Genomic DNA, 22,320 nt, shown 5'->3' with positions numbered 1-22,320 from the left:
CCGCCCCTCCCCCCAAATGCGGAGGCGCGGGTCTCCGCCGGGCTCAACAAACCCCCCGGGGCGGCCGCGGGCCCGGGCCCGCCGCTACCGTGATTACCGTCCCGCCCAGTCGAGCACGGCTCGACTCTACAGGTGCGCGGAACGCCTTATTTCTTCAGGCTGTCGCGGATCTCGCGCAGCAGTACCACTTCTTCCTTCGGACCGGCCGGTGCCGCTTCCTTCTTGCGCGACAGGCGGTTGATCACCTTGATCACCATGAAGATGGCGAAGGCCACGATGATGAACTGCACCAGCGTGTTGAGGAAATCACCGTAGCCGATGACCACGGCAGGTATCTCGGTGCCGTCGGCGCCAACACGTGCAGGCGCCAACGTCCAGGCCAGATCGGAGAAATCCACCTTGCCGATCAGCAGGCCCAGCGGCGGCATGATGATCTTCTCCACCAGCGCGGTGACGATCTTGCCGAAGGCCGCGCCGATGACCACGCCGACGGCGAGGTCGATGACGTTGCCACGCATCGCGAATTCCTTGAACTCGGTGAGCATTCCCATTCTTGTTCTTCTCCTGAGGGCGAGGGTTCGAGCGCAGGTTAACGCAGCCGATGTCAGCCTGCGATGACGCCGTGGCGTTCGGCCACGTTCTCCAGTCGAGCACTGAAACGGTCGCCCGGCTTCAATGCGGCCACCCCCGACGGGGTGCCCATGAAGACAAGGTCGCCAGCGCGAAGCTGCCACAGCTTGGACAGCTCATGCAGGATTTCCGGCACGTTCCAGATCATCTGGTCGAGCAGCGACTGCTGGCGCACTTCGCCGTTCACTTCCAGCGACAGGTTCAAGGCGGCCAGGTCGCCTACTTCACCGGCATGCACGATCTCGCTGATCGGCGCGGAGGCATCGAAGCCCTTGGCCGAATCCCACGGGTGGCCCTTTTCCTTGGCGGCGGCCTGCAGGTCGCGGCGGGTCAGGTCAAGGCCCACGGCATAGCCGTAGATAAGCGCGTCGGCATCAGCCACGGCCAGTTCGCCGGCCGGCGCATCAACGCCGATGGCCACCACCAGCTCCACTTCGTGGTGCAGGTTGCTGGTCGCGGGCGGGTAGGGGATCACATCGTCGTGGCCGACCACGATGGCGTCGGCCGGCTTGCAGAAGAACATCGGGCGGCCGCGATCATCGGCGGCCGGCACCGCAGCGCCCATCTCACGCGCATGGTCGGCGAAGTTGCGGCCGACGCAGTAGATGCGGTGGACCGGGAACGTGCCACCACCGCCCACCGGCACACGCGGCACAACGGGGGCGGGGATGACATCGGAAACTGCGGCAGTGGACATGCGGGGGTTCCAGTAGGAAGGCCCCTGCAGTCTAGAACGGTGTGGCGCCCACGTCAGCGGGCGGCCGGATCAGCGCGACATCGGCAAAGCCGACTTGCGCACCACGCGGTATTCGCCTTCGACGACGTTGGCATCGGCCGCACGGCGCGCACCGACGGTCTTGCGCGAGGCCAGCAGCTTCCACGCCAGGCCGATCAGGATCATCGCCGCACCCACGAACACGCCGATGAACACCATCGCTGCCAGAATCGCCAGGCCGAGCAGGCCGACGGCAACACGCACCAGCGGGTGGCGCGGCTTGCGCGGCGCGAACAGGGTGCGGAACTGGTTGAAGGCGGAAGCGCGAGTAAACATGGCGGCTCGATAGGGCTGGGATCAGCGAAACAAGAGTATCGGGATGCGCCACTGTCATTGAGTGAAAAACTCGTTAAATGTAGCCTCTGCATATTACGGATCAATGACTTGTGTTCATGTCACAGCCAGTCATATGAGCGGGCATGCGACAATCCGGTTTTCCATGAGAGCCTTCCGCCATGACTGCCGCCGCTGCCCTGATCGCCCTTGATGCCCTTGCCGATGGGGCATTTGCCGAGGTCGAAGCGGTGGTCGAGGGCGATGCCGAATCGCTGGTGCTGTACCGCGACGGCGCGCAGGTGCGCGCGTTCTTGAACATCTGTCCGCACGCCGGCCGCCGGCTGGACTGGGCACCGGGCCAGTTCCTCAAGAGCCGCGAAGGCCACCTGGTGTGTGCCGCGCACGGCGCCTCGTTCGCCCTGGACAGCGGCGACTGCATCGCCGGCCCCTGCAAGGGCGACCGCCTGCGCGCGGTGCCGGTCGACATCCGCGACGGCCAGGTCTACCTGGCCTGAGGCGAGGCTCAGGTAGGTCCGAACCGTTGGTCCGCACGGCAAAGAGGTAGGTGCGGACCGTTGGTCCGCATGGCAAACCGGTAGGTGCGGACCGTTGGTCCGCACGAGGCTTCTCTGCAACAGAGCGTGCGGACCAACGGTCCGCACCTACCACAGGCTCAGGGGCCTCAGAACATCAGGTTGATCATCACCACCACCACCAGCGTGTAGATCAGCGACAGCGGTCCGCCGACCCGCCACATCTCGCGCGGGGTGTAGTTGGCCGGGCCGGTGATCATCGAAATCACCGGGTTGGAAGCCGTCATCAGGTTGTTGGACGCCGACAGCGCCACGATCAGCGCGAACGCCGTCGGGCTGCCGCCCGCCGCCAGCGCCAGGTTCACCGCGATGGGCACCATCACGATGGTGGCGCCCACGTGGCTGATCACCAGCGAGAACGCAGTCGTCAGCAGCGCCAGCGCCACTTCCAGCACCCACAGCGGGATGCCGGTGGGCAGCTTGTCGATGGTGTGCCCGGCCACCCAGGCCGCTGCACCACTGGAATCCATCGCCCAGCCGAGCGGAATCAGCCCGGCCATCATGAATACCGTTTTCCAGTTGATCGATGCATAGGCCTCGTCCATGCGCAGCACGCCGGTCAGCAGCATGCCGGCCACGCCGGTCATCAGGGTCAGCGCTACCGGCAGCTTGCTGGTCAGCGCGATCAGGATGGTCAGCGCAAAGATCGACATGGCGATCTTGAACTTGTGCGGGCGCTGCTCGCCGGTCGGGTAGTCGGTCACCACCACGAAGTCCCGGCTCTTGGCCGCCTGCGCCAGGTCGGTCCAGATGCTGTGGAAGACCAGCATGTCGCCGGCGCGCAGCGGAACGTCGCGCACGTCCTCGCGGATCACCTGCTTGTCGCGGTTGATGGCCAGCAGGCTCATGCCGCGCTCCTTGCGCAGGCGCAGGTCGCCGGCGGTCTTGCCGATCACCCCCGAGGTGGGCGGTACCACCGCTTCGGAGATGCCGGCCCGGCTGGGGTTGAACAGGTCACCCAGGTGCTTCAGCCGCGAGGACATGCGCAGGAACTGGTTCTGCGCGAAATCGTGCACCTCCTGACGCGGTCCCATCACCCCCAGCACGCTGCCTACCCAGATACGCATCTCCGCCGGCGGTGCCAGGCGGGTGTCGTTGCCGGTCTTCAGCGCCAGCAGCAGCGGCGCATCGTGCAGGGTCTCGGCCTCGCCCAGGGTCATGCCCACCAGCGGGCTTTCAGCGGTCACCATCAGCTCGAATACATCGCCTTCGATGCCGTAGGTCTTGGCGAAGTAGCTCTCGGTGCGCGCCGGTGTCACCCCGTCGTTGACCAGGCTTTCCTCTTCGATCAGCTTGCGGTCGCCGTAGTAGCGGAAGTACAGCAGCGATGCGATCAGCAGGGCCACGCCGATCGGCAGCGGCGCGAACATGCGCAGCGGCTCGATGGTGGCCAGGCCCGAGGGGAGGTTGTTGTTGGCCGAGGCCAGCAGATCGTTCAGCAGGATCAGCGGCGAATTGCCGACCATGGTCAGCGCGCCTCCCATCACGATCGCCGCCGAAATCGGCAGCAGCAGCCGCTGCATTGTAAGCCCGGTACGTGCCGCCAGCCGCGAGGCCACCGGCAGGTACAGCGCCATCACCGAGGGGTTCTGCATGAAGGACGAGTTCAGGCCGGCGATGGCCGTGGTCATCATCAGCAGCCGCTGCTCCACGCCGTGGCCGCGCCGCAGCAGCCACGCCGCCAGCCGGTTCAGCGCCCCGGTGCGGTCCAGACCGGCACCGAGGATGGTGGTGGCGATGATGCTCATCACCGCGTTACCCGAGAAGCCACCGAAGATTTCTTCCGGGGCGATCAGGCCGGTGACGCCGAGCACCACCAGCACCACCAGCGCGACCACGTCGGCGCGGATGCGCTCGAACAGGAACATCGCCATCGTGAAGCCGACCAGCCCGAGCACGAGCTTCATGTCGTTGGTCAGCGTCAGCGCGGTATCCATGTGGGGCGCAGCGTCCTCGTGCGTGGGTCAGGTACGGTCGTACAGCAGGTCCCAGACGCCGTGGCCGAGCTTCTGGCCGCGGGTCTCGAAGTGCGTCTGAGGGCGCCAGTCCGGACGCGGCACGCTGCCACGCGGGCCGGCACGGTTGACCAGGCCGGCAGTGGCGTCGAGCACATCCCACATCTGCTCGGCGTAATCTTCCCAGTCGGTGGCGCAGTGCAGGCGGCCGCCCGGGCGCAGCTTGCGCACGATCAGCTCGGCAAACGCCGGCTGCAGCAGGCGGCGCTTGTTGTGGCGCTTCTTGTGCCACGGGTCCGGGAAATAGATGCGTACTTCATCCAGTGCACCGTCGGCGACCTCGTTCTGCAGCACCTCCACGGCATCGTGGTGGTACAGGCGGACGTGGTCGGCGTTGTCATCGGCCAGCGCGTTCAGCAGGCGGCCCACGCCCGGGGCGTGCACTTCGATGCCGATGTAGTCGCGCGACGGATCGTGCTGCGCGGCGAAGCGCAGGGCCGCACCATTGCCGAAGCCGATTTCCAGCACCTTGTGCGCCGTGCGGCCGAAGGTGGCGTCCAGGTCGCGCGGCTGGCCGGTGTAGTCGATGCCGAAGCGCGGCCAGCGTTCGTCGAACGCGCGCTGCTGGGCGGGGGTGAAGCGCCCCTGGCGGAGCACGAAGCTGCGCACCTCGCGGCGGCCCTCGCTCACGGTGAAGGGCTTGGGCGGGGCCTTGGAACCGGCGCTGTCAAAAGGATTGGTCATCAGCCGATCAGCCCATCAATCGGGGAGGAGGCGCTGGCGTAGCGCTTGCGCGGGATGCGGCCGGCCAGGAAGGCCTCGCGGCCGGCTTCGACGGCCTTGCGCATCGCGCTGGCCATCAGCACCGGATGGCGCGCACCGGCGATGGCGGTGTTCATCAGCACGCCGTCGCAGCCCAGTTCCATCGCGATGGCGGCATCGGAAGCGGTGCCCACGCCGGCGTCGACGATGATCGGCACCTTGGCGTCTTCGATGATCTGCAGCAGGTTGTACTTGTTCTGGATGCCCAGGCCCGACCCGATCGGCGCGGCCAGCGGCATCACCGCAGCGCAGCCGATTTCTTCCAGGCGCTTGGCCAGGATCGGGTCGTCGGAGGTGTAGACCATCACGTCGAAGCCGTCCTTGACCAGTTGCTCGGCGGCCTTGAGGGTCTGCACCACGTCCGGGTACAGCGACTTCTGATCGCCCAGCACTTCCAGCTTGGTCAGGGTGTGGCCATCCAGCAGCTCACGGGCCAGGCGGCAGGTGCGCACCGCGTCTTCGGCGGTGTAGCAGCCGGCGGTGTTGGGCAGGATGGTGTAGCGGTCCGGCGGCAGCACGTCCAGCAGGTTCGGTTCGCCCGGGTTCTGGCCGATGTTGGTGCGGCGGATGGCCACGGTGACGATCTGGGCGCCAGCGGCCTCGGTGGCCAGGCGGGTTTCTTCCAGATCCTTGAACTTGCCGGTGCCGGTCAGCAGCCGCGAGCCGTAGGTCTTGCCGGCGATCACCAGCGAATCGGGGGAGACAGGGAGGTTCATGACGCGATTATCGCTTATCCGCCTGAAGATGGGGTCACCTTGCGGAGGCCGCCGGTCATGGCCCGGCGCTACCGCGCTCGTGCACCGGTAGCGCCTGGCCATGCCCGGCGAGCGCGAAGCGCGGAGGCCTTGCCTCAACCACCCCCCAGCGCGTGCACGATCTCCACTACATCGCCCTCGGCCAGCACGTGCTCGCCATGGCGGCTGCGGCTGACGATCTCGCCATTCACTTCCACGGCCACCCGGCGCTGCAGCAGCTGCTCGGCGGCGAGCAGGTCGAGGAGGGTCGCCGAAGCGGGCAGGGTGCGGGGTTCGCCATTGAGCTGGATGTTCATGCCGGCATTGTCGCCGATGGCCCGCCGGGATCGGAACAGTTGCAATCGACCCCGCCCGCCACCTCCGGCACACCCCGTCCGCGCGGGTTCAGGCGACAATCCATGCGGCGGCGCAGCGTGAGCAATCGGCGGCTCGGTGAAACCATTCACCGTGCGCCGGCGTACGTGTGCGCTGGATCCTCGACATTTTCCCCCAGGAGTTTCTACATGCTGCTCAGCAAACGCCCGATCCGCTCCCTGATGGCGGCCGCGATCGCGCTGGCCGCGCTGCCGGCCATGGCAGGCGAATCCCCGTTCACCCGTACCGTGTTCATCGGTGACAGCCTCACCGACAGCGGCTACTTCCGCCCGCTGCTGCCGGCGGACGTGCGCCCGGTGACCGGCCAGTCCACCACCAACCCCGGCTGGGAATGGGCGCAGTGGGTGGCCGATTATTACGGCACCAATGCCAGCCCGAACGGCAACGGCCAGACCGGTGACAACTACGCCGTCGGCGGTGCACGCGTCGGTACCGATTTCCGCAACCCGCTGCTGGGCAACGTGCTGGTGCCGTCGCTGAAGACGCAGACGGCCAACTACCTGGCAGCCAATGGGGGCAAGGCCGACCCGAATGCCCTCTACACGGTGTGGGGTGGCGCCAACGACCTGTTCCAGATCACCGCCCCGGCCCAGGCCCCGGCGATCATCGGTTCGGCCGTGACCGACCAGATCGGCATCGTGGCCAGCCTCAAGCAGGCCGGTGCCCAGTATGTGCTGGTGCCGAACCTGCCCGACATCGGTTCCACCCCGGGCTTCATTGATCGCGGCGCCGCTGCGCGCGTGCAGGGCACGGCCCTGTCCAACGCCTACAACAGCGCGCTGTACGGCGGCCTGAAGCAGGCCGGCATCGACTTCATCCCGCTGGATACCTACACCCTGCTGCGCGAGATCATCGCCACCCCAGGCATGTACGGCTTCAGCAATGTCACTGGTCGCGCCTGCACCGTGCCTTCGTCGCTGACCTGCAGCCCGCTGGCCTACGTGCGCCCCGATGCGGCCAGCACCTACCTGTTCGCCGATGACGTGCACCCGACCACGGCCGCGCACCAGATGCTGGGCCAGTACGCCATCTCGATCCTGGAAGGCCCGCGCCTGCAGCAGATCCTGACCCATTCGGCGCAGACCATCGGCCGCTCGCGTGCCGACCAGGTCAGCCTGCACCAGGCCGGCCGTCCGGCCGACGGCATGTCCTGGTGGGGTGGCGTGCGTGGCGACATGCAGCGCTACGACCACGCCGACGTGTACGACGGCCTCGCGCCGGCCGGCCTGTTCGGTGTCGACTGGGCGCGTGACGGCATGGTCGTCGGCGGCTTCGCCGGCTTCGGCCGCATGAACGCCGACTTCGGCAACAGCCGTGGCGACTTCACCCAGAAGGACACCACCGCCGGTCTGTTCGCCGGCTGGTACGGCGACCGCATCTGGGTCAACGGCCAGGTCAGCTACACCTGGCTGTCCTATGACGTGAACCGCAAGGTCCAGCTCGGCCCGGCCACCCGCGAACACGGCGGCTCGCCGGACGGCAGCAACCTGACCGCGGCCCTGAATGCCGGCTACGAGTTCGGCACCGAAGGCGGCTTCCGCCACGGCCCGATCGCCTCGGTGATCTGGCAGAAGGTGAAGATCGACGGCTACACCGAAACCGCTGATGCCAACACCCTGGCTACCGCGCTGGGCTACGGCAAGCAGGACGTCGATTCCACCGTCGGCCGCATCGGCTGGCAGGCCCGCTTCGATGGCGGCGCGGTCAAGCCGTACGTGCAGGTGACCTACGACCACGAGTTCGAGGACACCAAGCAGGCCAGCGCTTGGGTGAAGAGCCTGCCGGACGTGGGCATGTACCGTGTGCCGGGCATGGACTTCGACAAGAACTATGCAACCGCCATCTTCGGCGCGCGCATGGAACTGTTCGGCCTGCAGAGCAACATCGGCCTGAGCGCCACCACCCTGCAGAAGCGTGCGCAGGATGCGACGCTGTTCGCCAACTTAAGCGGCAGCTTCTGATCCAGGGCGGGGTCGGATCCCTTTCCGCAGGAAAGGGCTCTGACCCCATTGCCCAACACCGGCCGCTCCGCATAGACTTCCACCCTGCAATGCGGGCGTAGCTCAATGGTAGAGCTGTAGCTTCCCAAGCTACTGACGAGGGTTCGATTCCCTTCGCCCGCTCCAGCTTCCAGAACCCCGGTAACGGCCGCGCCGTTGCCGGGTTTTTTTTTATCTGCCATGGGCCCGTTTTCCAATAATCCTCATGGCGGGCAGGGCCGACGGCCCGCTAGCGTTCTTCAACGTCAAAGGAAACCCGAAGCATGAAGAACCGCAAGGATGTCGTCACCCTGCTGCACCAGATCTTCCTGTCTGCCGGCACCGGCTCCAACAAGCAGCTCGAAGCGGTGCGCGCGCTGGGCCGCGCTGGTGGCCCGCACGCCGCGCAGCTGATCGAACAGATCTACCGTGACGCTTTCAGTGGTTCGACCCTGCAGATGACCTGCGTGGCGGCACTGGGTGAAGCCGCGCGGGGCTGCGCCGCAGGCGCGGAGGACAGCGACTGAAGGCACGTCGACAGGCCTGTGCCGACAGCATCATCCCGCCGCAACGCCGCCGCGCTATGCTGCGCGCCTGCCGTCCACTGCCACCGCGATGAAGCTCGCCATCCTGTCCCGCAACAGCTCGCTGTACTCCACCCGCCGGCTGGTCGAGGCGGCCCGTGCACGCGGGCATACCGTCCGCATCCTTGACCCGCTGCGCTGCTACATGCGCATCGCCGCCGATGGATTTTCCATGCACTACAAGGGACGGCCGATGACCGGCGTGGACGTGGTCATTCCGCGCATCGGTGCCTCCATCACCCGCTACGGCACCGCCGTGCTGCGCCAGTTCGAATTGATGGGCGCGCGCACCCCCAATCCGTCCGACGCGATCCTGCGTTCGCGCGACAAGCTGCGAGCGCACCAGCTGCTGGCGGCCAAGGGCATCGACATGCCGGTCACGGTGTTTGGCGACAACCCGGATGACACGGTCGACCTGCTGTCCATGCTCGGCCCGCCGCCGCACGTGGTGAAACTCAACGAGGGCACCCAGGGTCGCGGCGTCATCCTCACCGAGAAGGCCAGCGCCTCGCGCGGCATCGTCGAGGCCCTGCGCGGCCTGTACGCCAACTTCCTCATGCAGGAGTTCATCGGCGAGGCCAAGGGCGCGGACCTGCGCTGCTTCGTGGTGGGCGACCAGGTGGTGGCCTCCATGCAGCGGCAGGCGCCGGAAGGCGACTTCCGCTCAAACCTGCATGCCGGTGGCACGGCGGTGCCGGCCAAGGCCAGCCGGGCTGAACAGCAGGTGGCGGTGCGCTCGGCCAAGGCACTGGGCCTGTCGGTGTGCGGGGTCGACCTGATCCGCTCCGAGCGCGGCCCGCTGGTGCTGGAGGTCAACTCCACGCCGGGCCTGGAAGGCATCGAAGCGGCCTGCCAGGTGGACGTGGCATCGCGCATCATTGCCCACGTCGAGAAGATTAAAAAGCCTTGATTATCAATGTGTTGAAATTTTCCTGAAGGATCTCCGCCGGGTTTAACACGCCTTTAATCGGGCCCGGCGTAGGCTTCAGCGCACCGCAGCTCTGCCTCTCAGCAGGATCGGTAATCGGGATACGACTTCAGACCCAGGCGGGTAGACCGCCTGGGTCTTTTTTATGCCCGGCCCGGCCCCGGCGGACCCCGGTCAAAGGTCCCTTGTGGCGGAGCGGGGCGGCTCGTAGAGTTGGGCCTTCGTTCCGGGATGGATCGGGGTGTTGGCGATGTACCGCATCACCATGGTTGCGCTGTTGCTGGGCCTGTCCGCGGCCGCCCAGGCCGCATCGGAAAAACCCGTGGTCCAGATGGATCGGCAGGCCCCGGTGGCCGAGCAGGTGCGCAAGGTCGAAAAGGCGCTGGACAACGGCGAGTACGCCGAGATTTCAGCCGATGACCGTGCCCAGGTCCGGCAGTCGCTGGAGCGCATCACCCTGCGTGTGGGCGACCGGCAGACGGCGCAGGAACTGCCGCCAGCAGTACAGAACGAGGTCTTCAACGACCAGGAGCGGATCAACACCATCCTTACCCGCGCCCATGCGGACAGCCGCCTGGTGTGCCAGCACACCCGCACCACGGGCAGCAACATGCCCAAGAGCCGCTGCCTGACCGTGGCCGAACGCCGCCGGATCGAAGAAAAGGGCAAGGCGCTGCTCAACGACCAGCGCAGCTACAGGACGCTCTCGCCGCCGCCCGCAGGGCGCTGACTGGGGGGGCTCGGTCACCGTGGCGGTGGTCCCTTGTCGACGTGCCTGCGGAGCCGTAGAGTCGGAAATTCTTCATGGACGACAGGAGAGGGAACGATGCATCGCAAGACTACGCTTGGCCTGGCTTTGAGCCTGGCGATGACCTTGGCGTTCACGACACATGCCCGTGTCGAGAAAGAAGCCGAGGTCAAACTTGACTCAACCGCGCCGGTGGCCGAGCAGATCGCCACTGTCGAAAAAGCGCTGAGTTCAGACGATTACTCCGAGATCAGCATGGAGCAGAAAAGCACCGTGCAGCAGGCGCTGGGGCGCATTCGGCTCAAGATGGGTGACCATCAGCGGGTGGAAGAACTAAGCCCGCAAGCGCGTGTCGAGATCTTTAACGATCAGGAGATCGTCAATACGATCCTCACACAGGCCCGCGCCGACAGCCGCATGGTCTGCCGTCGCGAGCGCGCTATCGGCAGCAACATGCCGCAGCGGGTATGCATGACGGTGGCGCAGCGGCGCGAGGCCCTGGAAGCGGCCCGCAAGACGATGCGCGACAGCCAGTCCATCAACAATCTGCAGCCGTCAGGGGGGCTGTGAGCAGCCCGCACGAAATGTTAAGACTGCAACCTGTATCGTTCAGCGGGTAGACGTGGCGTCCACCCGCTCAGGCGCACCCTGAGCGGGTTGGCATCTCCCGACGACCCTTAATGAATCAGAGGTCCCAGTGCGTATTCTCGTAATCGAAGACAACAGCGACATCGCAGCCAACCTTGGCGATTACCTCGAGGACCGGGGCCACACGGTGGACTTCGCTGCCGACGGCGTGACCGGGTTGCACCTGGCCGTGGTGCACGAGTTCGACGCGATCGTGCTGGACCTCAACCTGCCCGGCATGGACGGCATCGAAGTCTGCCGCAAGCTTCGCAACGAAGCGCGCAAGCAGACCCCGGTGCTGATGCTGACCGCGCGCGATTCGCTGGACAACAAGCTGGCAGGTTTCGATTCGGGTGCCGATGACTACCTCATCAAGCCCTTCGCCCTGCAGGAAGTGGAAGTCCGACTCAATGCCCTGTCGCGCCGCGGCAAGGGCGTGCAGACCCGCGTGCTGGAAACCGGCGACCTGGAATACAACCTGGACACGCTGGAAGTGCGCCGCCAGGGCAAGCTGCTGCAGCTCAACCCGACTGCGTTGAAGATCCTGCAGGCGCTGATGGAAGCCGCTCCGGCCGTGGTCACCCGCCAGGAACTGGAAACCCGCGTCTGGGGCGAAGAACTGCCGGATTCGGATTCTCTGCGCGTACACATCCACGGCCTGCGTGCGGTGGTCGACAAGCCGTTCGAAGTGCCGCTGATCCAGACCCGCCATGGCATCGGATACCGCATCGCCACCCCGGAAGCCTGATTCGGTGGCAACCAAGGGGGAGCGTCGGCGCACGCCCTATCGGCGGCGCCTGCGCAGTCGCATCATCGTCTCGTTCGTGTTGTTGGGCTTCTGCCTGACGACACTGTTCGCGTTCGCCACCAACTGGGCCCGCATGCGCGTGGAAAACCAGCTGGTGGAAGACGTGATGAACCGCAACATCAACGAGTACGCAAGGCGCTTTTACGAGCACCCCGGACGCAACCCCGAAGTGCCGGTGCAGCAGATCCGGGCGTACGCGTATTCGAGCGACAAGTTCGACCGCGTGCGCGAAAACCAGCCGGATTGGGCGGCGTTGCCCAATGGCAATTACAACCTCAGCGGCATCGACGAACAGAACCAGCCGTATGCCTACAAGCTGGCCGTGCGCAAGGCGGACGACGCCTGGTTCTTCCTCGCTTATGACATGACCGACAGTGTGCGCGGCGGGCAGCAGCTCAATCGCGCGCTGGTGCTGTCGGTGCTGGTGTTCAGCCTGCTGTCGCTGGTGCTGGGCTGGTGGTCGGCGTCGAAGGTGATGAAGCCGGTGTCCGACCTGGCCGCACGGCTACGTGCTTACCGCGGCGGCACCAGTGATCCCGAGCCATTGGCGCCGCGTTTCCCCGACGACGAAGTGGGGCAGCTGGCGCAGGCGCTGGATGACTATTCCTCGCGCCTGACCGAGGTCGTGCAGCGCGACCGTGAGTTCAACGCCGACGTCAGCCACGAACTGCGCACGCCACTGGCGGTGATCCGCGGCGCGACCGAGCTGCTCCTGACCCGTCCCGGCCTGGACGAGAAGGTGCTGCAGCGCCTGCAGCGCATCCAGCGTGCCGAACAGCAGTGCAGCGATCTGATCGGCGCCTTGCTGCTGCTATCGCGCAACGAGCGCGGGCAGGGCACCAGCAACGTGGCACGGGTGGCCGAGCAGCTGCTGGATGCGCATCGCGCGCAGCTCGGCGGGAAGCCGCTGGAGCTGGTGCTGGAAGGCGAGCGCGGCCTGGTGATCGATGCACCGGAAGCGGCCTTGTCGGTGGCGCTGGGCAACCTCATCGGCAATGCCGTGAAGTATTCGCAGGATGGCAGCGTGCGCGTCCACGTCAGCAGCAATGCGGTGTCGGTGACTGACAGTGGCCCCGGACTGAGCGAAGAAGATGCCGCCAAGCTGTTCCAGCGCGGTTATCGCGGCACCCATGCCGGCCACTCGCAGGGCGGTGGCATCGGCCTGTCGATCGTCAGCCGCCTGTGTGATCTGTACGGGTGGCAGGTGAGCGTGCGCCCCGGTGGCGATCGCGGTGTAATCGCGACGCTGACGTTCTCGCCGAAGCCGCTCTGACGATGAGTGGTGGGTGCGGCACGGGGTGAATGGTGGGTGCGGCGCGGCAAGAATGGTGGGTGCGGCGCCGCAAGAATGGTGGGTGCGGCGCCGCAAGAATGGTGGGTGCGGCGCCGAAAGAATGGTGGGTGCGGACCGTTGGTCCGCACGGTTGATCCCACCCATGCATTGCATGGATCCATTGTCGTAACTGGCATTCATGACCTCGGCTTCTGTCGACGGACCACTGTGCTTTCCCGCGCTACGGACCGCTGTGACGCATTTGCCTCCTGACATTCGCCGGCGCGGATGGCCAGATGCCTTGTCACCTGCGAGGAACCCGGCCATGTCACACCGTACCCGTTACCCCAACCTGCATCAGCTGGTCGGCGATTCCATCGACGTGCTTTCCGCCGATGTCGCTGCACGCATCGAAGCCGTGCTGAAGGATCCCGGTGACCTGATGTCCATCCTGCAGGAGAGGATGGAAGCCAACGATGCCACCGACCACGCGGCGACGCGTGCCGGACTGACCGACCAGCAGAGCGGTACGGTCGCCGGTCTCAGGCGCACCGTGTCCGGTATCAGCACGCTGACCCGGCTGATGCATGCCGCGCATATCGCGCGCACGCATGGTGGTCCACTGCAGGCCGTGCCGCCGGAGACAATGGAGGGGCTGATGGTGGCCGCACGCGAGCTGACCCGTCATGTGCAGCAACAACTGCAGGCCGAGCGCATGCGCGGTGCGGCAACGCTGCAGTAATGTAGAGCCGAGCCCACGCTCGGCTGCCTTTACGGCCGAAGGGCCTCCACTGTAGAGCCGAGCCCACGCTCGGCTGCTTTTGCGGCTGCGCCGCCGCCCGAGCATCGGCTCGGGCGCTACGCCTGCGATGTGTCAGCTGCTTTGCTGGAAGCAGACCCGCCGGGAATGGGTGTCGGCGTGCCCAGCGTCTCCACCACATACAGGCGCTTGACCAGCACGAACAGCACCACGGTCAGTGGTGCGGCCAGCAGTATCCCGGCCGGGCCCAGCAGTGCGCCGATGCCGAACAGCGAGAACAGCAGCAGGGCAGGGGGCAGGTCAACCGCACGCTGCTGGATGAGCGGCTGCAGCAGATGCCCCTCCACCTGCTGCACCACCACGAACAGCGCCACCGTGGCCAGGGCGATTTCCGGACTGACCGTAAACGCCAGCAGGATGGCCGGTACCGCCGCCAGGATCGGGCCGACGATCGGCACGAAGTCCAGCAGCGCGGTGATGATGCCCAGCCCGAACGCGACCGGCACGCCCAGCGCCCACAGCCCCAGCCCGGTCAGCAGCCCGACCACGGCCATGGCCAGCAACTGTCCGCCCAACCAGGCCTTCAGCGCATTGCCACTGGCATGAAACGCGTCCTCCACGGCCGGGCGCTGGCGCGTGGGCAGCAGCTTGAGCAGGCCCGTGCGGTACAGATCCGGTTGCGCCGCCAGATAGATGCCGCCGATCAGCACCAGGAACAGGTCCGCGACGCCGCCGGTGGCCGACATCGCCAGCGACCCGGCGCGGGCCGCCATTGTCGAGACGCTGGACTGCGCGTTCTGGGTCAGCTCATGCACGGTGGGGCCGACCGGACTGTCTGCCAGCCAGGTCTGGAAATTCTCCCAGGCGGCTGGCAACGTCTGCCGCAGCGTCGCCATCTGCGCCCCCAGCTGCGAACCGAACAACCACATGGCCGCTATGAACAGCGCCACCAGCAGCAGCACAGTCAAGCCCAGTGACCAGCCCTCCGAGAGGGGTGTGTAGCGTCGCACCAGGCCAACAATCGTCCGCAGCAGTGCCGCCACCACCACCGCCCCGAAGATCAGCAGGACCAGTTGCGACAGCTTCCACAGCAGCAGGCCGAGGGCGACCAGCGCCAGGGTCACCACCACGCGGGCGGTGTAGGAACGTAGGGAGGCGGTGGGCACGGTCGATCTCACAGGCAGGGGCAATACAGGCGCAGGACCATAGCGGGGCGCGTGAGAAGACGGTGTGTGTCTGCGGGGTTACAGCGAGGCGGCTGCCGGCGTCTCAGGTCGAGGCGAGCTGCAGGTACCGCGCGTGCAGCGCTTCCACCTGCGCCTGCAGGTCATCGGGGTGGCCGTCGTTGACCACCACGTCATCGGCAAGGGCCTGGCGCTGTGCACGGCTGGCCTGGGCGGCAATCATCCGGTCCGCCAATGCAGCATCGATGCCGTCGCGCTGCATCAGCCGCGCATGCTGCACGGCCTCGGGCGCATCGACCAGCAGGATCCGGTCCAGCCAGGGGTACGCTTGGCGGCCGCCGACCTCGGTCAACAGCGGTATCGCCGCCAGCGCGTAGGGGCTGGCGGCCTGCTCGCATTGCTTCTGCATCAACCGGCGGATGGCCGGATGGGTGATCGCCTCCAGGGCGACCCGCTCGGCCGGATCAGCGAACACATGGGCCCGCAGGCGGGCACGGTCCAGGCTGCCATCGGCCAGCAGCATCTCCGCGCCGAAGCGCTCGCCGATGGTGGCGAGGGTCGGGCTGCCGGCCGCAACCACGGCGCGCGCGGCCAGGTCCGCATCGGCCACCACGATCCCCAGCGCCTGGAAGCGCCGGGTCACCTCGCTCTTGCCGGCAGCGATGCCGCCGGTCAGGCCGACCACATAACGGCTCATGGCGGCAGCGTCAGCGCAGACCGCTCATGGCCAGGTACTGGTTCACCACCGGCTCGCCCCACATGAAATACACCCAGCCAGCCAGCGCCAGGTAAGGGCCGAACGGAATCGGCGTGGCCTTGTCGCGGCCGCGGGTGTACAGCCAGATCGAGCCGATGACGGCGCCCAGTACCGACGACAGCAGGATGATGGGCAGGATGCCCTTCAGTCCGCACCAGGCGCCCAGCGCAGCCAGCAGCTTGGCATCGCCGCCGCCCATGCCGTCGCGGTTGGTCACCAGCTTGTACGCCTTGGCCACGATCCACAGCACAAGGAAGCCCGCCGCGGCACCGATCAGGGCCGGTTTGGCCGGCATGTACAGATTGTCCATGCTGCCGACCAGGCCCAGCCACATCAGCGGCAGGGTGATCTGGTCCGGCAGGTACTGCGTTCGCAGGTCGATACCCGACAGGGCGATCAGGAAGCAGGTCAGCACGATCGCACCGAAACCCTGCCAGCCGAAGCCGAACTGCCAGACGCAGCCCAGCACCATCACCGCGGTCAACGCTTCCACCAGCGGGTACTGGATGGAGATGGGCGCCTTGCAGTGGCGGCACTTGCCGCCCTGGACGATCCAGCTGAACAGCGGGATGTTCTCGTACCAGGACAGCTTGTGCTTGCAGTGCGGGCAGTGCGACGGCTCGACCACGATGCCCGGTGGTGGCGGGTCGTAGATGTCCGGCTGCTCCAGGACCTCACGCGCCTCGCGCTTCCACTCCCACATCATCCGCTTGGGCAGGCGCAGGATGACCACGTTGAGGAAACTGCCCAGTAGCAGCCCCAGGGCGGCCGCGGCGGGGTAGCCGAGGCCGGGATGCTGGTCGAGAAATGCCATGTGTGAATTATCCGACGACGGAGGCGAGCTTGAAGATCGGCAGGTACATGCCGATGACCATGCCACCTACGATGGTACCAATGAATACCATGATCATCGGTTCGAGCAGGCTGCTGAGGGCATCAACCGCGTTGTTGACCTCCTGCTCATAGTATTCCGCCACCTTGAACAGCATGGCATCAAGGGCGCCTGCCTCCTCACCGATACCGGTCATCTGGATGACCATGTGCGGGAAAAGGTTGGTCTGCTTCATCGCCATGTTGACCGGATAGCCCACCGACACGTCATCGCGCATGCGCAGAACGGCATCTTCGTACACCGCGTTGCCGGTTGCGCCGGCCACGATGCTCAGTGCTTCCACCAAGGGGACGCCCGCCTTGAAGGTCACCGCCGTGGTCCGGGCGAAGCGGGCGATGGCGCTGTTGTGCATGATCTGACCGATAACCGGCACCTTGAGGATCAGACGGTCCATGGTGTGCTGCATCTTGGGGGAGCGTTTGTAGGCGGCAACCATGCCCACAATGCCGGCGATCAGTACCAGCAGCATCACCCACCACCACGACACCATGAACCGGGACAGGTTGACGATCATCTGGGTGAAAGCGGGCAGGTCGGCGCCGAAACCCTTGAAGACATCCTCGAACTGCGGAACGACCCAGACCAGAAGGATGCTGCTGACCAGCAGCGCCACGGCCATGACCATGGCGGGATAGAACAGCGCCTTCTTGATCTTGCCCTTCAGCGCTTCGATGTTTTCCTTGTACGTGGCCACGGTATCCAGCACCGTCTCCAGCACACCGGCGCCTTCACCGGCCCGCACCAGGTTCCGGTAGAGCTCGTCAAACTGCACCGGGTGCTTGCTGACGGCCTCATAGAGCGAAGAGCCGCCTTCAATGTCCGCACGGACCGAGTCGACCATCTTCTTCATGCGCGGGTTCTTGTGCCCGCTGGCGATGATGTCCAGCGAGCTGACGATCGGCACGCCCGACTTCATCATCGTGGCCATCTGCCGACTGAAGAAGGCGATGTCCTTGGCAGATATCTTGCTCCCGGCTGCGCCGAACAGCGGTTTGGGCTTGACCTTGACCGTCCCGGGGTTGATGCCCTGGCGGCGCAGTTCGGCCCTCAGCAGGTTCGCGTTCTTCGCGGCCTGCTCCCCTTTCATCTTCACGCCACGCTTGTCGGTCCCCTCCCAGACAAACGGCTGCAGCTCCGAGGTGCTTCGCTCCACGGGCCCTTTCTTGATCGCACTGCGACTGACAGACATGTTAGCTCCCCAAGACCCGCCATCCCCAGGCAGGCATCATTGCGCCGATGGTATCCGGTTCATGGCCTTCTGGGCAGGGCGTGGAAGGGCAAAATTGTGGGATGCTGCCGGTCTTTGGCCAAAGGTGACGCAGTGCGTCACATTGCTGGGTCCGTCGCATTTCCCGGCTGGGGGGCTTCACATACAAGAATTTGCTGCCATCATTGGCGCCGGGGACTGTCAATGGGAGGCGTGCCGGGGTTGGCACGCAACCTGCGTTGATTCACCCGCAGGTCGCAGGAGTCCGCTCAACCGGCTATGACCGGCCCGATCCTGATACCTGACCATCAACCACCACTATCTTGGGGACGTACGAATGAAGAACCAGAAGGGCTTCACCCTTATCGAACTGATGATCGTCGTTGCGATCATCGCCATCCTGGCCGCCATCGCGCTGCCGGCTTACCAGAACTACGTCGCCAAGTCGCAGGTCACTGCTGGCCTGGCCGACATCCGCGGCGGCGTGACCGCCTTCGAAGAAGGCATTCAGTCGGGTAACCGTACCGGTTCGCCGGCGCCTGCGGACCTGGGTCTGAACACCAGCACCCCGCGTTGTGCCATCACCGCGACCGGTACCTGGGCTGCGGCTTCGGGCCAGACGATCGTCTGCACCCTGAAGGGCAACCCGAAGGTTGTCGGCAAGACTGTCACCCTGACCCGCAATGCTTCGGGTGCCTGGAACTGCACTGCGGCTTCCGAGCTGGCTGATTACAAGCCGGCCGGCTGCTGATAGCTATATGACAGCTGTTTGAAGAAGGGGGCGGTTTCGCCCCCTTCTTCGTTTTCCATCGCGGAAAAACGAGAGTTTTAAGGAGTGGCGCCATGCGCGGGGAGCGTGGTTTTACATTGATTGAAATGATGATAGTGGTCGGGATCGTTGCGATTCTCGTAGCCATTGCCATTCCTGCATACCAGATGTTCGTCGCGAAATCGCAGGTGGCGGCAGGCCTGGCTGAAGTAACTGGTGGGCGTACCATGTTCGAATCACAGGTAATTGCCAATAACATCACTACTTTTCAGTTGTCTGATATCGGCCTGCCTTCCAGCACCGCGCGCTGTACCATGAGCATGGATTCGTCGGAGACGGGCAGCATCCGCTGTCGCCTCAAGGGCAATCCCATCATCAGCGGCAAGACAGTGCAGATCGCGCGCAACGCATCGGGCACTTGGCAGTGCAAGGTGGACGCTGATATCCCTTCCTATGCCCGGCCCCGTGACTGCAACTGATGTCCCTGTCTCTGAGTGACACGCGCGCGAAGCGCTTTCTGGCTTCGCGCCGCGTATGGATGGTGGTTCTACTGCTGCTGGTGGCCGGCATTTACTGGCCCGGCCTGCGTGGCCCCTTCCTCTTTGATGATTTCGGCACGATCGTTGACAACAAAGCCATCCACGTGACCTCGTTGGCGTGGGATGTACTTTGGCGGGCGGCGATTTCTTTTGATCCAGGTGGCGTGCTGGGTGCCCGGCCACTTTCAATGGCGGGTTTCGCGCTCAACCACGCCTTCGGCGGACTGGATCCGTGGGGTTACAAGCTGGTTGGTTTGATCGTGCATCTGGCCAACGTGGTCCTCGTGCTCCTCCTTACCCGCCGGATACTCGGTCTGCTGGGTACCTTCACGCCAACGGCCGCGCTGCGTGTCAGCTTCGTCGTTGCATTTGTCTGGGCCGTCCATCCCCTGCAGGTGTCGAGCGTGCTTTACGTCGTGCAGCGCATGGAGACGCTTGCGGCTACCTTCATGCTGGCGACGCTGCTGTGCTACTTGCAGGCGCGCGGGCGGCAGATGGAGGGCCGTCGTGCCTGGCCCTGGCTTGCAGCATGCCTGCCGCTTGCTCTGCTGGGAGTGCTCTCCAAGGAGTCGGGTGTGCTGGTCGCCGCCTATGGCGTGCTGATCGAGTGGGGAGTCCTGCGTTTCAGGGCGCACTCGCCACGCGTAACCCGCTTCTGGACGCTGCTCTGCGTCTTCACCGTGATCGCGGCCACGGTGGGATTTCTGTTCGTGGTTGTCCCTGCCAATTGGTTTGATCCCTACCTTGGCCGGGATTTTGGAACCTACGAACGCCTGCTGAGCCAGCTGCGCATCCTGTGCATGTATCTGGGCCAGATGTTCCTGCCGCTGCCAGGCTCATTGACGTTCTATTACGACGACTTCCAGCCATCCCGTGGCTGGTTCCACCCGGTATCGACCGTGGTTTCAGGCGTGGGGTTGCTGGCGCTTCTGCTGGCTGCCATCGCTCTGCGGCGCAAGGCGCCGCTGTTCTGCCTAGGGGTAATCTGGTTCTTCATCTCGCACTTCCTCACCAGTAACGTGGTCGGCCTCGAATTGGTCTTCGAGCATCGCAACTACCTTGCGCTGCTCGGGGTCATATGGGCCGTGGTGGCGGTCGTTGTCCATATCCGGGGCGGATCGCCTCTCGTTCGCTGGACAGCTGTAGCCGCCATTGCAGTGCTTCTGTCAGGAGCATCAATGATTCGTTCAAGCATCTGGGGTGATCCTCTGATGCTTGCATCTGACCTTGCAGCTGAGAATCCACGGTCGGCACGCGCAGCAAACGACCTAGGTGCGATCTATCTGGAGATGTCTGACGGATATCCGGACTCTCCCTTTGTAGACTTTGCCATCAATCAGTTTGAGCGCTCCGCTGCGCTACCTGAGAGCTCTATCATCAGCGATCAGGGATTGATACTCGCGGCAATCCAGGCGAGACGACCAGTACCGGATATCTGGTGGCAACGCTTGATTGGCAAGCTCCGACGGCAACCTCACGGTGCAGAAGTACGAAGCGCATTGTTTTCATTGATGGACAGTCGCTATCAGGGTTTTGAAATTGATGATGGCCGACTCGTGGAAGCCTTTGGGGTGCTTTTCGAGCACACCACTTTGCCGCCCAGCAGCTACGCCCAGTTTGGCGACTATGCCTTGACCCATGCGGGAAACCCTGCGATGGCCGATTGGGCATTTGCCAAGGCGGTGGAGGAGAGCTCGGATTCGCCTGAGTACGCGCAGAAACTAATTGCCTCGTTGGATCGCCAAGGACGCGCCCGACAGGCGGCGTTAGCACGAGAAACCGCGGAACGGATGGGCATCCAGATTGCCCCGCCCGTGGCAGGAACTACATTGCCCTCTCACTGAGCGGAAGGCGGTGGGGCCACTGCACGGGCCAGAAGGTCGGCCAGGGCCTCAGCCCGGTGTCCCCAGTCGTACACCTGCAGTGGTAGCGGCTGCCTCGCATGTGACAACTGGCCGCTGATGGTCGTGGCAAGGTCTTTCGTATCCCCTGGGGTGTAGAGACAGGCGGCTATGTTGTTCACCAGCGTGGCAGCGTCTCCGATGTCAGCGGCAACAACGGGCGTTCCGCATGCCAAGCTCTCGGCGAGCTTGAGCGGGTAGCAATAGCGCCCGAAAGGAGTGTTGCGGTTGCAGGTGACAGCTACGTCCAGTGCATTCAGCAGCACAGGTACGCGCTTCCAGTCGAGTATTCCCAGGTCGATCAAGCGAGGATGCGAGAAGCGTGCGGCCGTTCCATCGCCCGGGCCAGCGACCACCACATACAGCTCGGGGTCGTTCTCCGCCAGGAGCTTGAACGCCTGGAACAGGTCGGCGATGCCGCGGCTCTGATCGATGGCGCCGGCGCAACCGACCAGGTGTGCGTGCGCGGGCAAACCCATCGCTTTCCGGCATTCATGTTTGTCCAGCGTGTGAAAGATGTCCGTTCGCACCGCGTTGCCAATGATCTGGATCGCCCCTCGCGGCTTGACCACCGTGCGGAGATGGTCAGCCAGCGCATGAGTGACTGCACTGATCCCGTCTGCCGATGCGCAGGCGCTTCTGAAGGCAGAGGTGACGCCGGGAATATGGCTCAGGCCAAAACTCTCGTAGTTGTCGTACAGATCGAGTACATAGGGCACGCCGAGACGTTTTGAAATCTTCCTGCCGAGGATGCAGCAGGGTGCGTCCGAGCTTGCCAGTACGACATCCACTGGATTGTCGTGGTGGATGTCGCTGATGAGTCTCCTCAGCGTAACGAGGCTTCCCGGCCTGACGTTAAGGGATCGCCAGCGCACACCCGCTGCGGATCGATGCTCCTGTTCTGGCCGGCGGCGGTAGCTCAGGGCGAGGCCGCTGACCGTGAACCCACTGCGAGCCAGCCCCTCCGGGAGTTCGTACAGTCTTCCGTACTGATCATCAAGCAGATCCCGCCCGGTGTACTGGCGCTTGCAGAGCATGAGCACATGCATGTAGGGACCTGTGTGGCTATTCTTGCGGGCAATACCGCATCATGGGCAGTTGCAAGTGGAAAGTCACCTTGGGGAAGGGCTATGGGGCTGAGGGCTGTGCTTCGGCAGGTGGGAAACCGTCTGTGCTTCGGCGA

The 22,320-nt window shown here is 65.0% G+C and carries 24 protein-coding genes and 1 tRNA gene; 13 read left to right on the top strand and 12 right to left on the bottom strand.

Annotation, left to right across the window (positions count from 1 at the left end):
• Positions 1 to 146 precede the first annotated feature (146 nt).
• The 3 genes from mscL to AC1VXD_RS06585 all read right to left on the bottom strand — a co-directional run bounded on the left by mscL (position 147) and on the right by AC1VXD_RS06585 (position 1,681).
• Positions 147 to 551, bottom strand: a complete 405-nt coding sequence (gene mscL / locus AC1VXD_RS06595) for a large-conductance mechanosensitive channel protein MscL (RefSeq protein WP_482991392.1) — start codon at positions 549 to 551, stop codon at positions 147 to 149.
• Positions 552 to 604: 53 nt separating this feature from the next.
• Positions 605 to 1,327, bottom strand: a complete 723-nt coding sequence (locus AC1VXD_RS06590) for a fumarylacetoacetate hydrolase family protein (protein WP_482991391.1) — start codon at positions 1,325 to 1,327, stop codon at positions 605 to 607.
• A 69-nt stretch (positions 1,328 to 1,396) separates the two neighbouring features.
• Entirely contained in the window at positions 1,397 to 1,681 is a 285-nt protein-coding gene (locus tag AC1VXD_RS06585) for a hypothetical protein (RefSeq protein ID WP_108769809.1), read from the bottom strand.
• A gap of 179 nt (positions 1,682 to 1,860) precedes the next feature.
• Between AC1VXD_RS06585 and AC1VXD_RS06580 the strand changes: the two genes are divergently transcribed.
• Positions 1,861 to 2,196 carry a Rieske (2Fe-2S) protein gene (locus AC1VXD_RS06580; RefSeq protein WP_079222968.1) on the top strand — a complete coding sequence of 112 codons (336 nt, stop codon included), beginning with the start codon at positions 1,861 to 1,863 and terminating at the stop codon, positions 2,194 to 2,196.
• 167 nt (positions 2,197 to 2,363) lie between these two features.
• Here the strand turns inward: AC1VXD_RS06580 and AC1VXD_RS06575 are convergent, their stop codons facing one another.
• The 4 genes from AC1VXD_RS06575 to thiS form a co-directional block, all read right to left on the bottom strand.
• Positions 2,364 to 4,211 (bottom strand): SLC13 family permease, encoded by a 1,848-nt coding sequence (locus AC1VXD_RS06575; protein WP_482991390.1) that lies wholly within the window; start codon positions 4,209 to 4,211, stop codon positions 2,364 to 2,366.
• Positions 4,212 to 4,238: 27 nt separating this feature from the next.
• The gene (trmB, locus tag AC1VXD_RS06570; RefSeq protein WP_482991389.1) at positions 4,239 to 4,973 is read right to left on the bottom strand and encodes a tRNA (guanosine(46)-N7)-methyltransferase TrmB; all 735 of its coding nucleotides are present in this window, start codon (positions 4,971 to 4,973) and stop codon (positions 4,239 to 4,241) included.
• Positions 4,973 to 5,767, bottom strand: coding sequence for a thiazole synthase (locus AC1VXD_RS06565; protein WP_482991388.1), 795 nt, complete (start codon positions 5,765 to 5,767; stop codon positions 4,973 to 4,975). The genes trmB and AC1VXD_RS06565 overlap by 1 nt, the downstream gene beginning before the upstream one ends.
• A gap of 134 nt (positions 5,768 to 5,901) precedes the next feature.
• Positions 5,902 to 6,102 (bottom strand): sulfur carrier protein ThiS, encoded by a 201-nt coding sequence (gene thiS / locus AC1VXD_RS06560; RefSeq protein ID WP_482991387.1) that lies wholly within the window; start codon positions 6,100 to 6,102, stop codon positions 5,902 to 5,904.
• A gap of 207 nt (positions 6,103 to 6,309) precedes the next feature.
• Here thiS and AC1VXD_RS06555 point away from each other — a divergent pair, with 207 nt between their 5' ends.
• The 9 genes from AC1VXD_RS06555 (at position 6,310) to AC1VXD_RS06515 (ending at position 13,870) form a co-directional block, all read left to right on the top strand.
• On the top strand, positions 6,310 to 8,142 hold the full coding sequence (locus tag AC1VXD_RS06555; protein WP_482991386.1) for an autotransporter outer membrane beta-barrel domain-containing protein: 1,833 nt from the start codon (positions 6,310 to 6,312) through the stop codon (positions 8,140 to 8,142).
• 91 nt (positions 8,143 to 8,233) lie between these two features.
• A tRNA-Gly gene (locus AC1VXD_RS06550) sits at positions 8,234 to 8,307 on the top strand.
• A 137-nt stretch (positions 8,308 to 8,444) separates the two neighbouring features.
• Positions 8,445 to 8,687: a hypothetical protein gene (locus AC1VXD_RS06545; protein WP_482991385.1), complete on the top strand. Its 243-nt coding sequence runs from the start codon at positions 8,445 to 8,447 to the stop codon at positions 8,685 to 8,687.
• 88 nt (positions 8,688 to 8,775) lie between these two features.
• Positions 8,776 to 9,654, top strand: a complete 879-nt coding sequence (rimK, locus tag AC1VXD_RS06540) for a 30S ribosomal protein S6--L-glutamate ligase (RefSeq protein WP_108769782.1) — start codon at positions 8,776 to 8,778, stop codon at positions 9,652 to 9,654.
• A gap of 268 nt (positions 9,655 to 9,922) precedes the next feature.
• Positions 9,923 to 10,402: a hypothetical protein gene (locus AC1VXD_RS06535; RefSeq protein WP_482991395.1), complete on the top strand. Its 480-nt coding sequence runs from the start codon at positions 9,923 to 9,925 to the stop codon at positions 10,400 to 10,402.
• A gap of 96 nt (positions 10,403 to 10,498) precedes the next feature.
• Positions 10,499 to 10,990 carry a hypothetical protein gene (locus tag AC1VXD_RS06530; protein WP_482991384.1) on the top strand — a complete coding sequence of 164 codons (492 nt, stop codon included), beginning with the start codon at positions 10,499 to 10,501 and terminating at the stop codon, positions 10,988 to 10,990.
• Between the two features lie 127 nt (positions 10,991 to 11,117).
• Positions 11,118 to 11,795, top strand: a complete 678-nt coding sequence (locus AC1VXD_RS06525) for a response regulator transcription factor (protein WP_005410804.1) — start codon at positions 11,118 to 11,120, stop codon at positions 11,793 to 11,795.
• Positions 11,758 to 13,128 carry a sensor histidine kinase gene (locus AC1VXD_RS06520; protein ID WP_165835702.1) on the top strand — a complete coding sequence of 457 codons (1,371 nt, stop codon included), beginning with the start codon at positions 11,758 to 11,760 and terminating at the stop codon, positions 13,126 to 13,128. The genes AC1VXD_RS06525 and AC1VXD_RS06520 overlap by 38 nt, the downstream gene beginning before the upstream one ends.
• Positions 13,129 to 13,453: 325 nt before the next feature.
• The gene (locus tag AC1VXD_RS06515; protein ID WP_482991383.1) at positions 13,454 to 13,870 is read left to right on the top strand and encodes a hypothetical protein; all 417 of its coding nucleotides are present in this window, start codon (positions 13,454 to 13,456) and stop codon (positions 13,868 to 13,870) included.
• Between the two features lie 116 nt (positions 13,871 to 13,986).
• Here AC1VXD_RS06515 and AC1VXD_RS06510 read toward each other — a convergent pair whose 3' ends face one another.
• The 4 genes from AC1VXD_RS06510 to AC1VXD_RS06495 form a co-directional block, all read right to left on the bottom strand.
• A complete protein-coding gene (locus AC1VXD_RS06510; protein ID WP_482991382.1) occupies positions 13,987 to 15,054 on the bottom strand; it encodes an AI-2E family transporter in 1,068 nt (355 codons plus the stop codon).
• 103 nt (positions 15,055 to 15,157) lie between these two features.
• Complete coding sequence (gene coaE / locus AC1VXD_RS06505) at positions 15,158 to 15,769, bottom strand: dephospho-CoA kinase (RefSeq protein ID WP_482991381.1); 612 nt, start codon at positions 15,767 to 15,769, stop codon at positions 15,158 to 15,160.
• A 10-nt stretch (positions 15,770 to 15,779) separates the two neighbouring features.
• The gene (locus tag AC1VXD_RS06500) at positions 15,780 to 16,643 is read right to left on the bottom strand and encodes a prepilin peptidase (protein WP_367380157.1); all 864 of its coding nucleotides are present in this window, start codon (positions 16,641 to 16,643) and stop codon (positions 15,780 to 15,782) included.
• Between the two features lie 7 nt (positions 16,644 to 16,650).
• Complete coding sequence (locus tag AC1VXD_RS06495) at positions 16,651 to 17,910, bottom strand: type II secretion system F family protein (RefSeq protein WP_482991380.1); 1,260 nt, start codon at positions 17,908 to 17,910, stop codon at positions 16,651 to 16,653.
• A gap of 355 nt (positions 17,911 to 18,265) precedes the next feature.
• Here AC1VXD_RS06495 and AC1VXD_RS06490 point away from each other — a divergent pair, with 355 nt between their 5' ends.
• The 3 genes from AC1VXD_RS06490 to AC1VXD_RS06480 all read left to right on the top strand — a co-directional run bounded on the left by AC1VXD_RS06490 (position 18,266) and on the right by AC1VXD_RS06480 (position 21,080).
• Positions 18,266 to 18,679 carry a pilin gene (locus AC1VXD_RS06490; RefSeq protein ID WP_482991379.1) on the top strand — a complete coding sequence of 138 codons (414 nt, stop codon included), beginning with the start codon at positions 18,266 to 18,268 and terminating at the stop codon, positions 18,677 to 18,679.
• Between the two features lie 92 nt (positions 18,680 to 18,771).
• Positions 18,772 to 19,176 carry a pilin gene (locus AC1VXD_RS06485; protein ID WP_482991378.1) on the top strand — a complete coding sequence of 135 codons (405 nt, stop codon included), beginning with the start codon at positions 18,772 to 18,774 and terminating at the stop codon, positions 19,174 to 19,176.
• Positions 19,176 to 21,080, top strand: coding sequence for a hypothetical protein (locus tag AC1VXD_RS06480; protein ID WP_482991377.1), 1,905 nt, complete (start codon positions 19,176 to 19,178; stop codon positions 21,078 to 21,080). The genes AC1VXD_RS06485 and AC1VXD_RS06480 overlap by 1 nt, the downstream gene beginning before the upstream one ends.
• Here the strand turns inward: AC1VXD_RS06480 and AC1VXD_RS06475 are convergent.
• Entirely contained in the window at positions 21,074 to 22,174 is a 1,101-nt protein-coding gene (locus AC1VXD_RS06475) for a glycosyltransferase family 4 protein (protein WP_482991376.1), read from the bottom strand. The two genes, AC1VXD_RS06480 and AC1VXD_RS06475, sit on opposite strands and share 7 nt — an antisense overlap.
• Positions 22,175 to 22,320: the final 146 nt, after the last annotated feature.

Source organism: Stenotrophomonas sp. STEN054 (assembly GCF_056854535.1).
This window is presented reverse-complemented; position numbering and strand designations above follow the sequence as displayed.

Bases quoted from the DNA above. Each gene is read 5' to 3' on its own strand.
- mscL (WP_482991392.1), bottom strand. From the start codon at position 551: ATGGGAATGCTCACCGAGTTCAAGGAATTCGCGATGCGTGGCAACGTC.
- AC1VXD_RS06585 (WP_108769809.1), bottom strand. From the start codon at position 1,681: ATGTTTACTCGCGCTTCCGCCTTCAACCAGTTCCGCACCCTGTTCGCG.
- AC1VXD_RS06535 (WP_482991395.1), top strand. From the start codon at position 9,923: ATGTACCGCATCACCATGGTTGCGCTGTTGCTGGGCCTGTCCGCGGCC.
- rimK (WP_108769782.1), top strand. From the start codon at position 8,776: ATGAAGCTCGCCATCCTGTCCCGCAACAGCTCGCTGTACTCCACCCGC.
- AC1VXD_RS06520 (WP_165835702.1), top strand. From the start codon at position 11,758: ATGGCATCGGATACCGCATCGCCACCCCGGAAGCCTGATTCGGTGGCA.
- AC1VXD_RS06565 (WP_482991388.1), bottom strand. From the start codon at position 5,767: ATGAACCTCCCTGTCTCCCCCGATTCGCTGGTGATCGCCGGCAAGACC.
- AC1VXD_RS06555 (WP_482991386.1), top strand. From the start codon at position 6,310: ATGCTGCTCAGCAAACGCCCGATCCGCTCCCTGATGGCGGCCGCGATC.
- AC1VXD_RS06545 (WP_482991385.1), top strand. From the start codon at position 8,445: ATGAAGAACCGCAAGGATGTCGTCACCCTGCTGCACCAGATCTTCCTG.
- AC1VXD_RS06590 (WP_482991391.1), bottom strand. From the start codon at position 1,327: ATGTCCACTGCCGCAGTTTCCGATGTCATCCCCGCCCCCGTTGTGCCG.
- AC1VXD_RS06530 (WP_482991384.1), top strand. From the start codon at position 10,499: ATGCATCGCAAGACTACGCTTGGCCTGGCTTTGAGCCTGGCGATGACC.
- AC1VXD_RS06575 (WP_482991390.1), bottom strand. From the start codon at position 4,211: ATGGATACCGCGCTGACGCTGACCAACGACATGAAGCTCGTGCTCGGG.
- AC1VXD_RS06480 (WP_482991377.1), top strand. From the start codon at position 19,176: ATGTCCCTGTCTCTGAGTGACACGCGCGCGAAGCGCTTTCTGGCTTCG.
- coaE (WP_482991381.1), bottom strand. From the start codon at position 15,769: ATGAGCCGTTATGTGGTCGGCCTGACCGGCGGCATCGCTGCCGGCAAG.
- thiS (WP_482991387.1), bottom strand. From the start codon at position 6,102: ATGAACATCCAGCTCAATGGCGAACCCCGCACCCTGCCCGCTTCGGCG.
- trmB (WP_482991389.1), bottom strand. From the start codon at position 4,973: ATGACCAATCCTTTTGACAGCGCCGGTTCCAAGGCCCCGCCCAAGCCC.
- AC1VXD_RS06500 (WP_367380157.1), bottom strand. From the start codon at position 16,643: ATGGCATTTCTCGACCAGCATCCCGGCCTCGGCTACCCCGCCGCGGCC.
- AC1VXD_RS06490 (WP_482991379.1), top strand. From the start codon at position 18,266: ATGAAGAACCAGAAGGGCTTCACCCTTATCGAACTGATGATCGTCGTT.
- AC1VXD_RS06485 (WP_482991378.1), top strand. From the start codon at position 18,772: ATGCGCGGGGAGCGTGGTTTTACATTGATTGAAATGATGATAGTGGTC.
- AC1VXD_RS06475 (WP_482991376.1), bottom strand. From the start codon at position 22,174: ATGCTCTGCAAGCGCCAGTACACCGGGCGGGATCTGCTTGATGATCAG.
- AC1VXD_RS06515 (WP_482991383.1), top strand. From the start codon at position 13,454: ATGTCACACCGTACCCGTTACCCCAACCTGCATCAGCTGGTCGGCGAT.
- AC1VXD_RS06580 (WP_079222968.1), top strand. From the start codon at position 1,861: ATGACTGCCGCCGCTGCCCTGATCGCCCTTGATGCCCTTGCCGATGGG.
- AC1VXD_RS06495 (WP_482991380.1), bottom strand. From the start codon at position 17,910: ATGTCTGTCAGTCGCAGTGCGATCAAGAAAGGGCCCGTGGAGCGAAGC.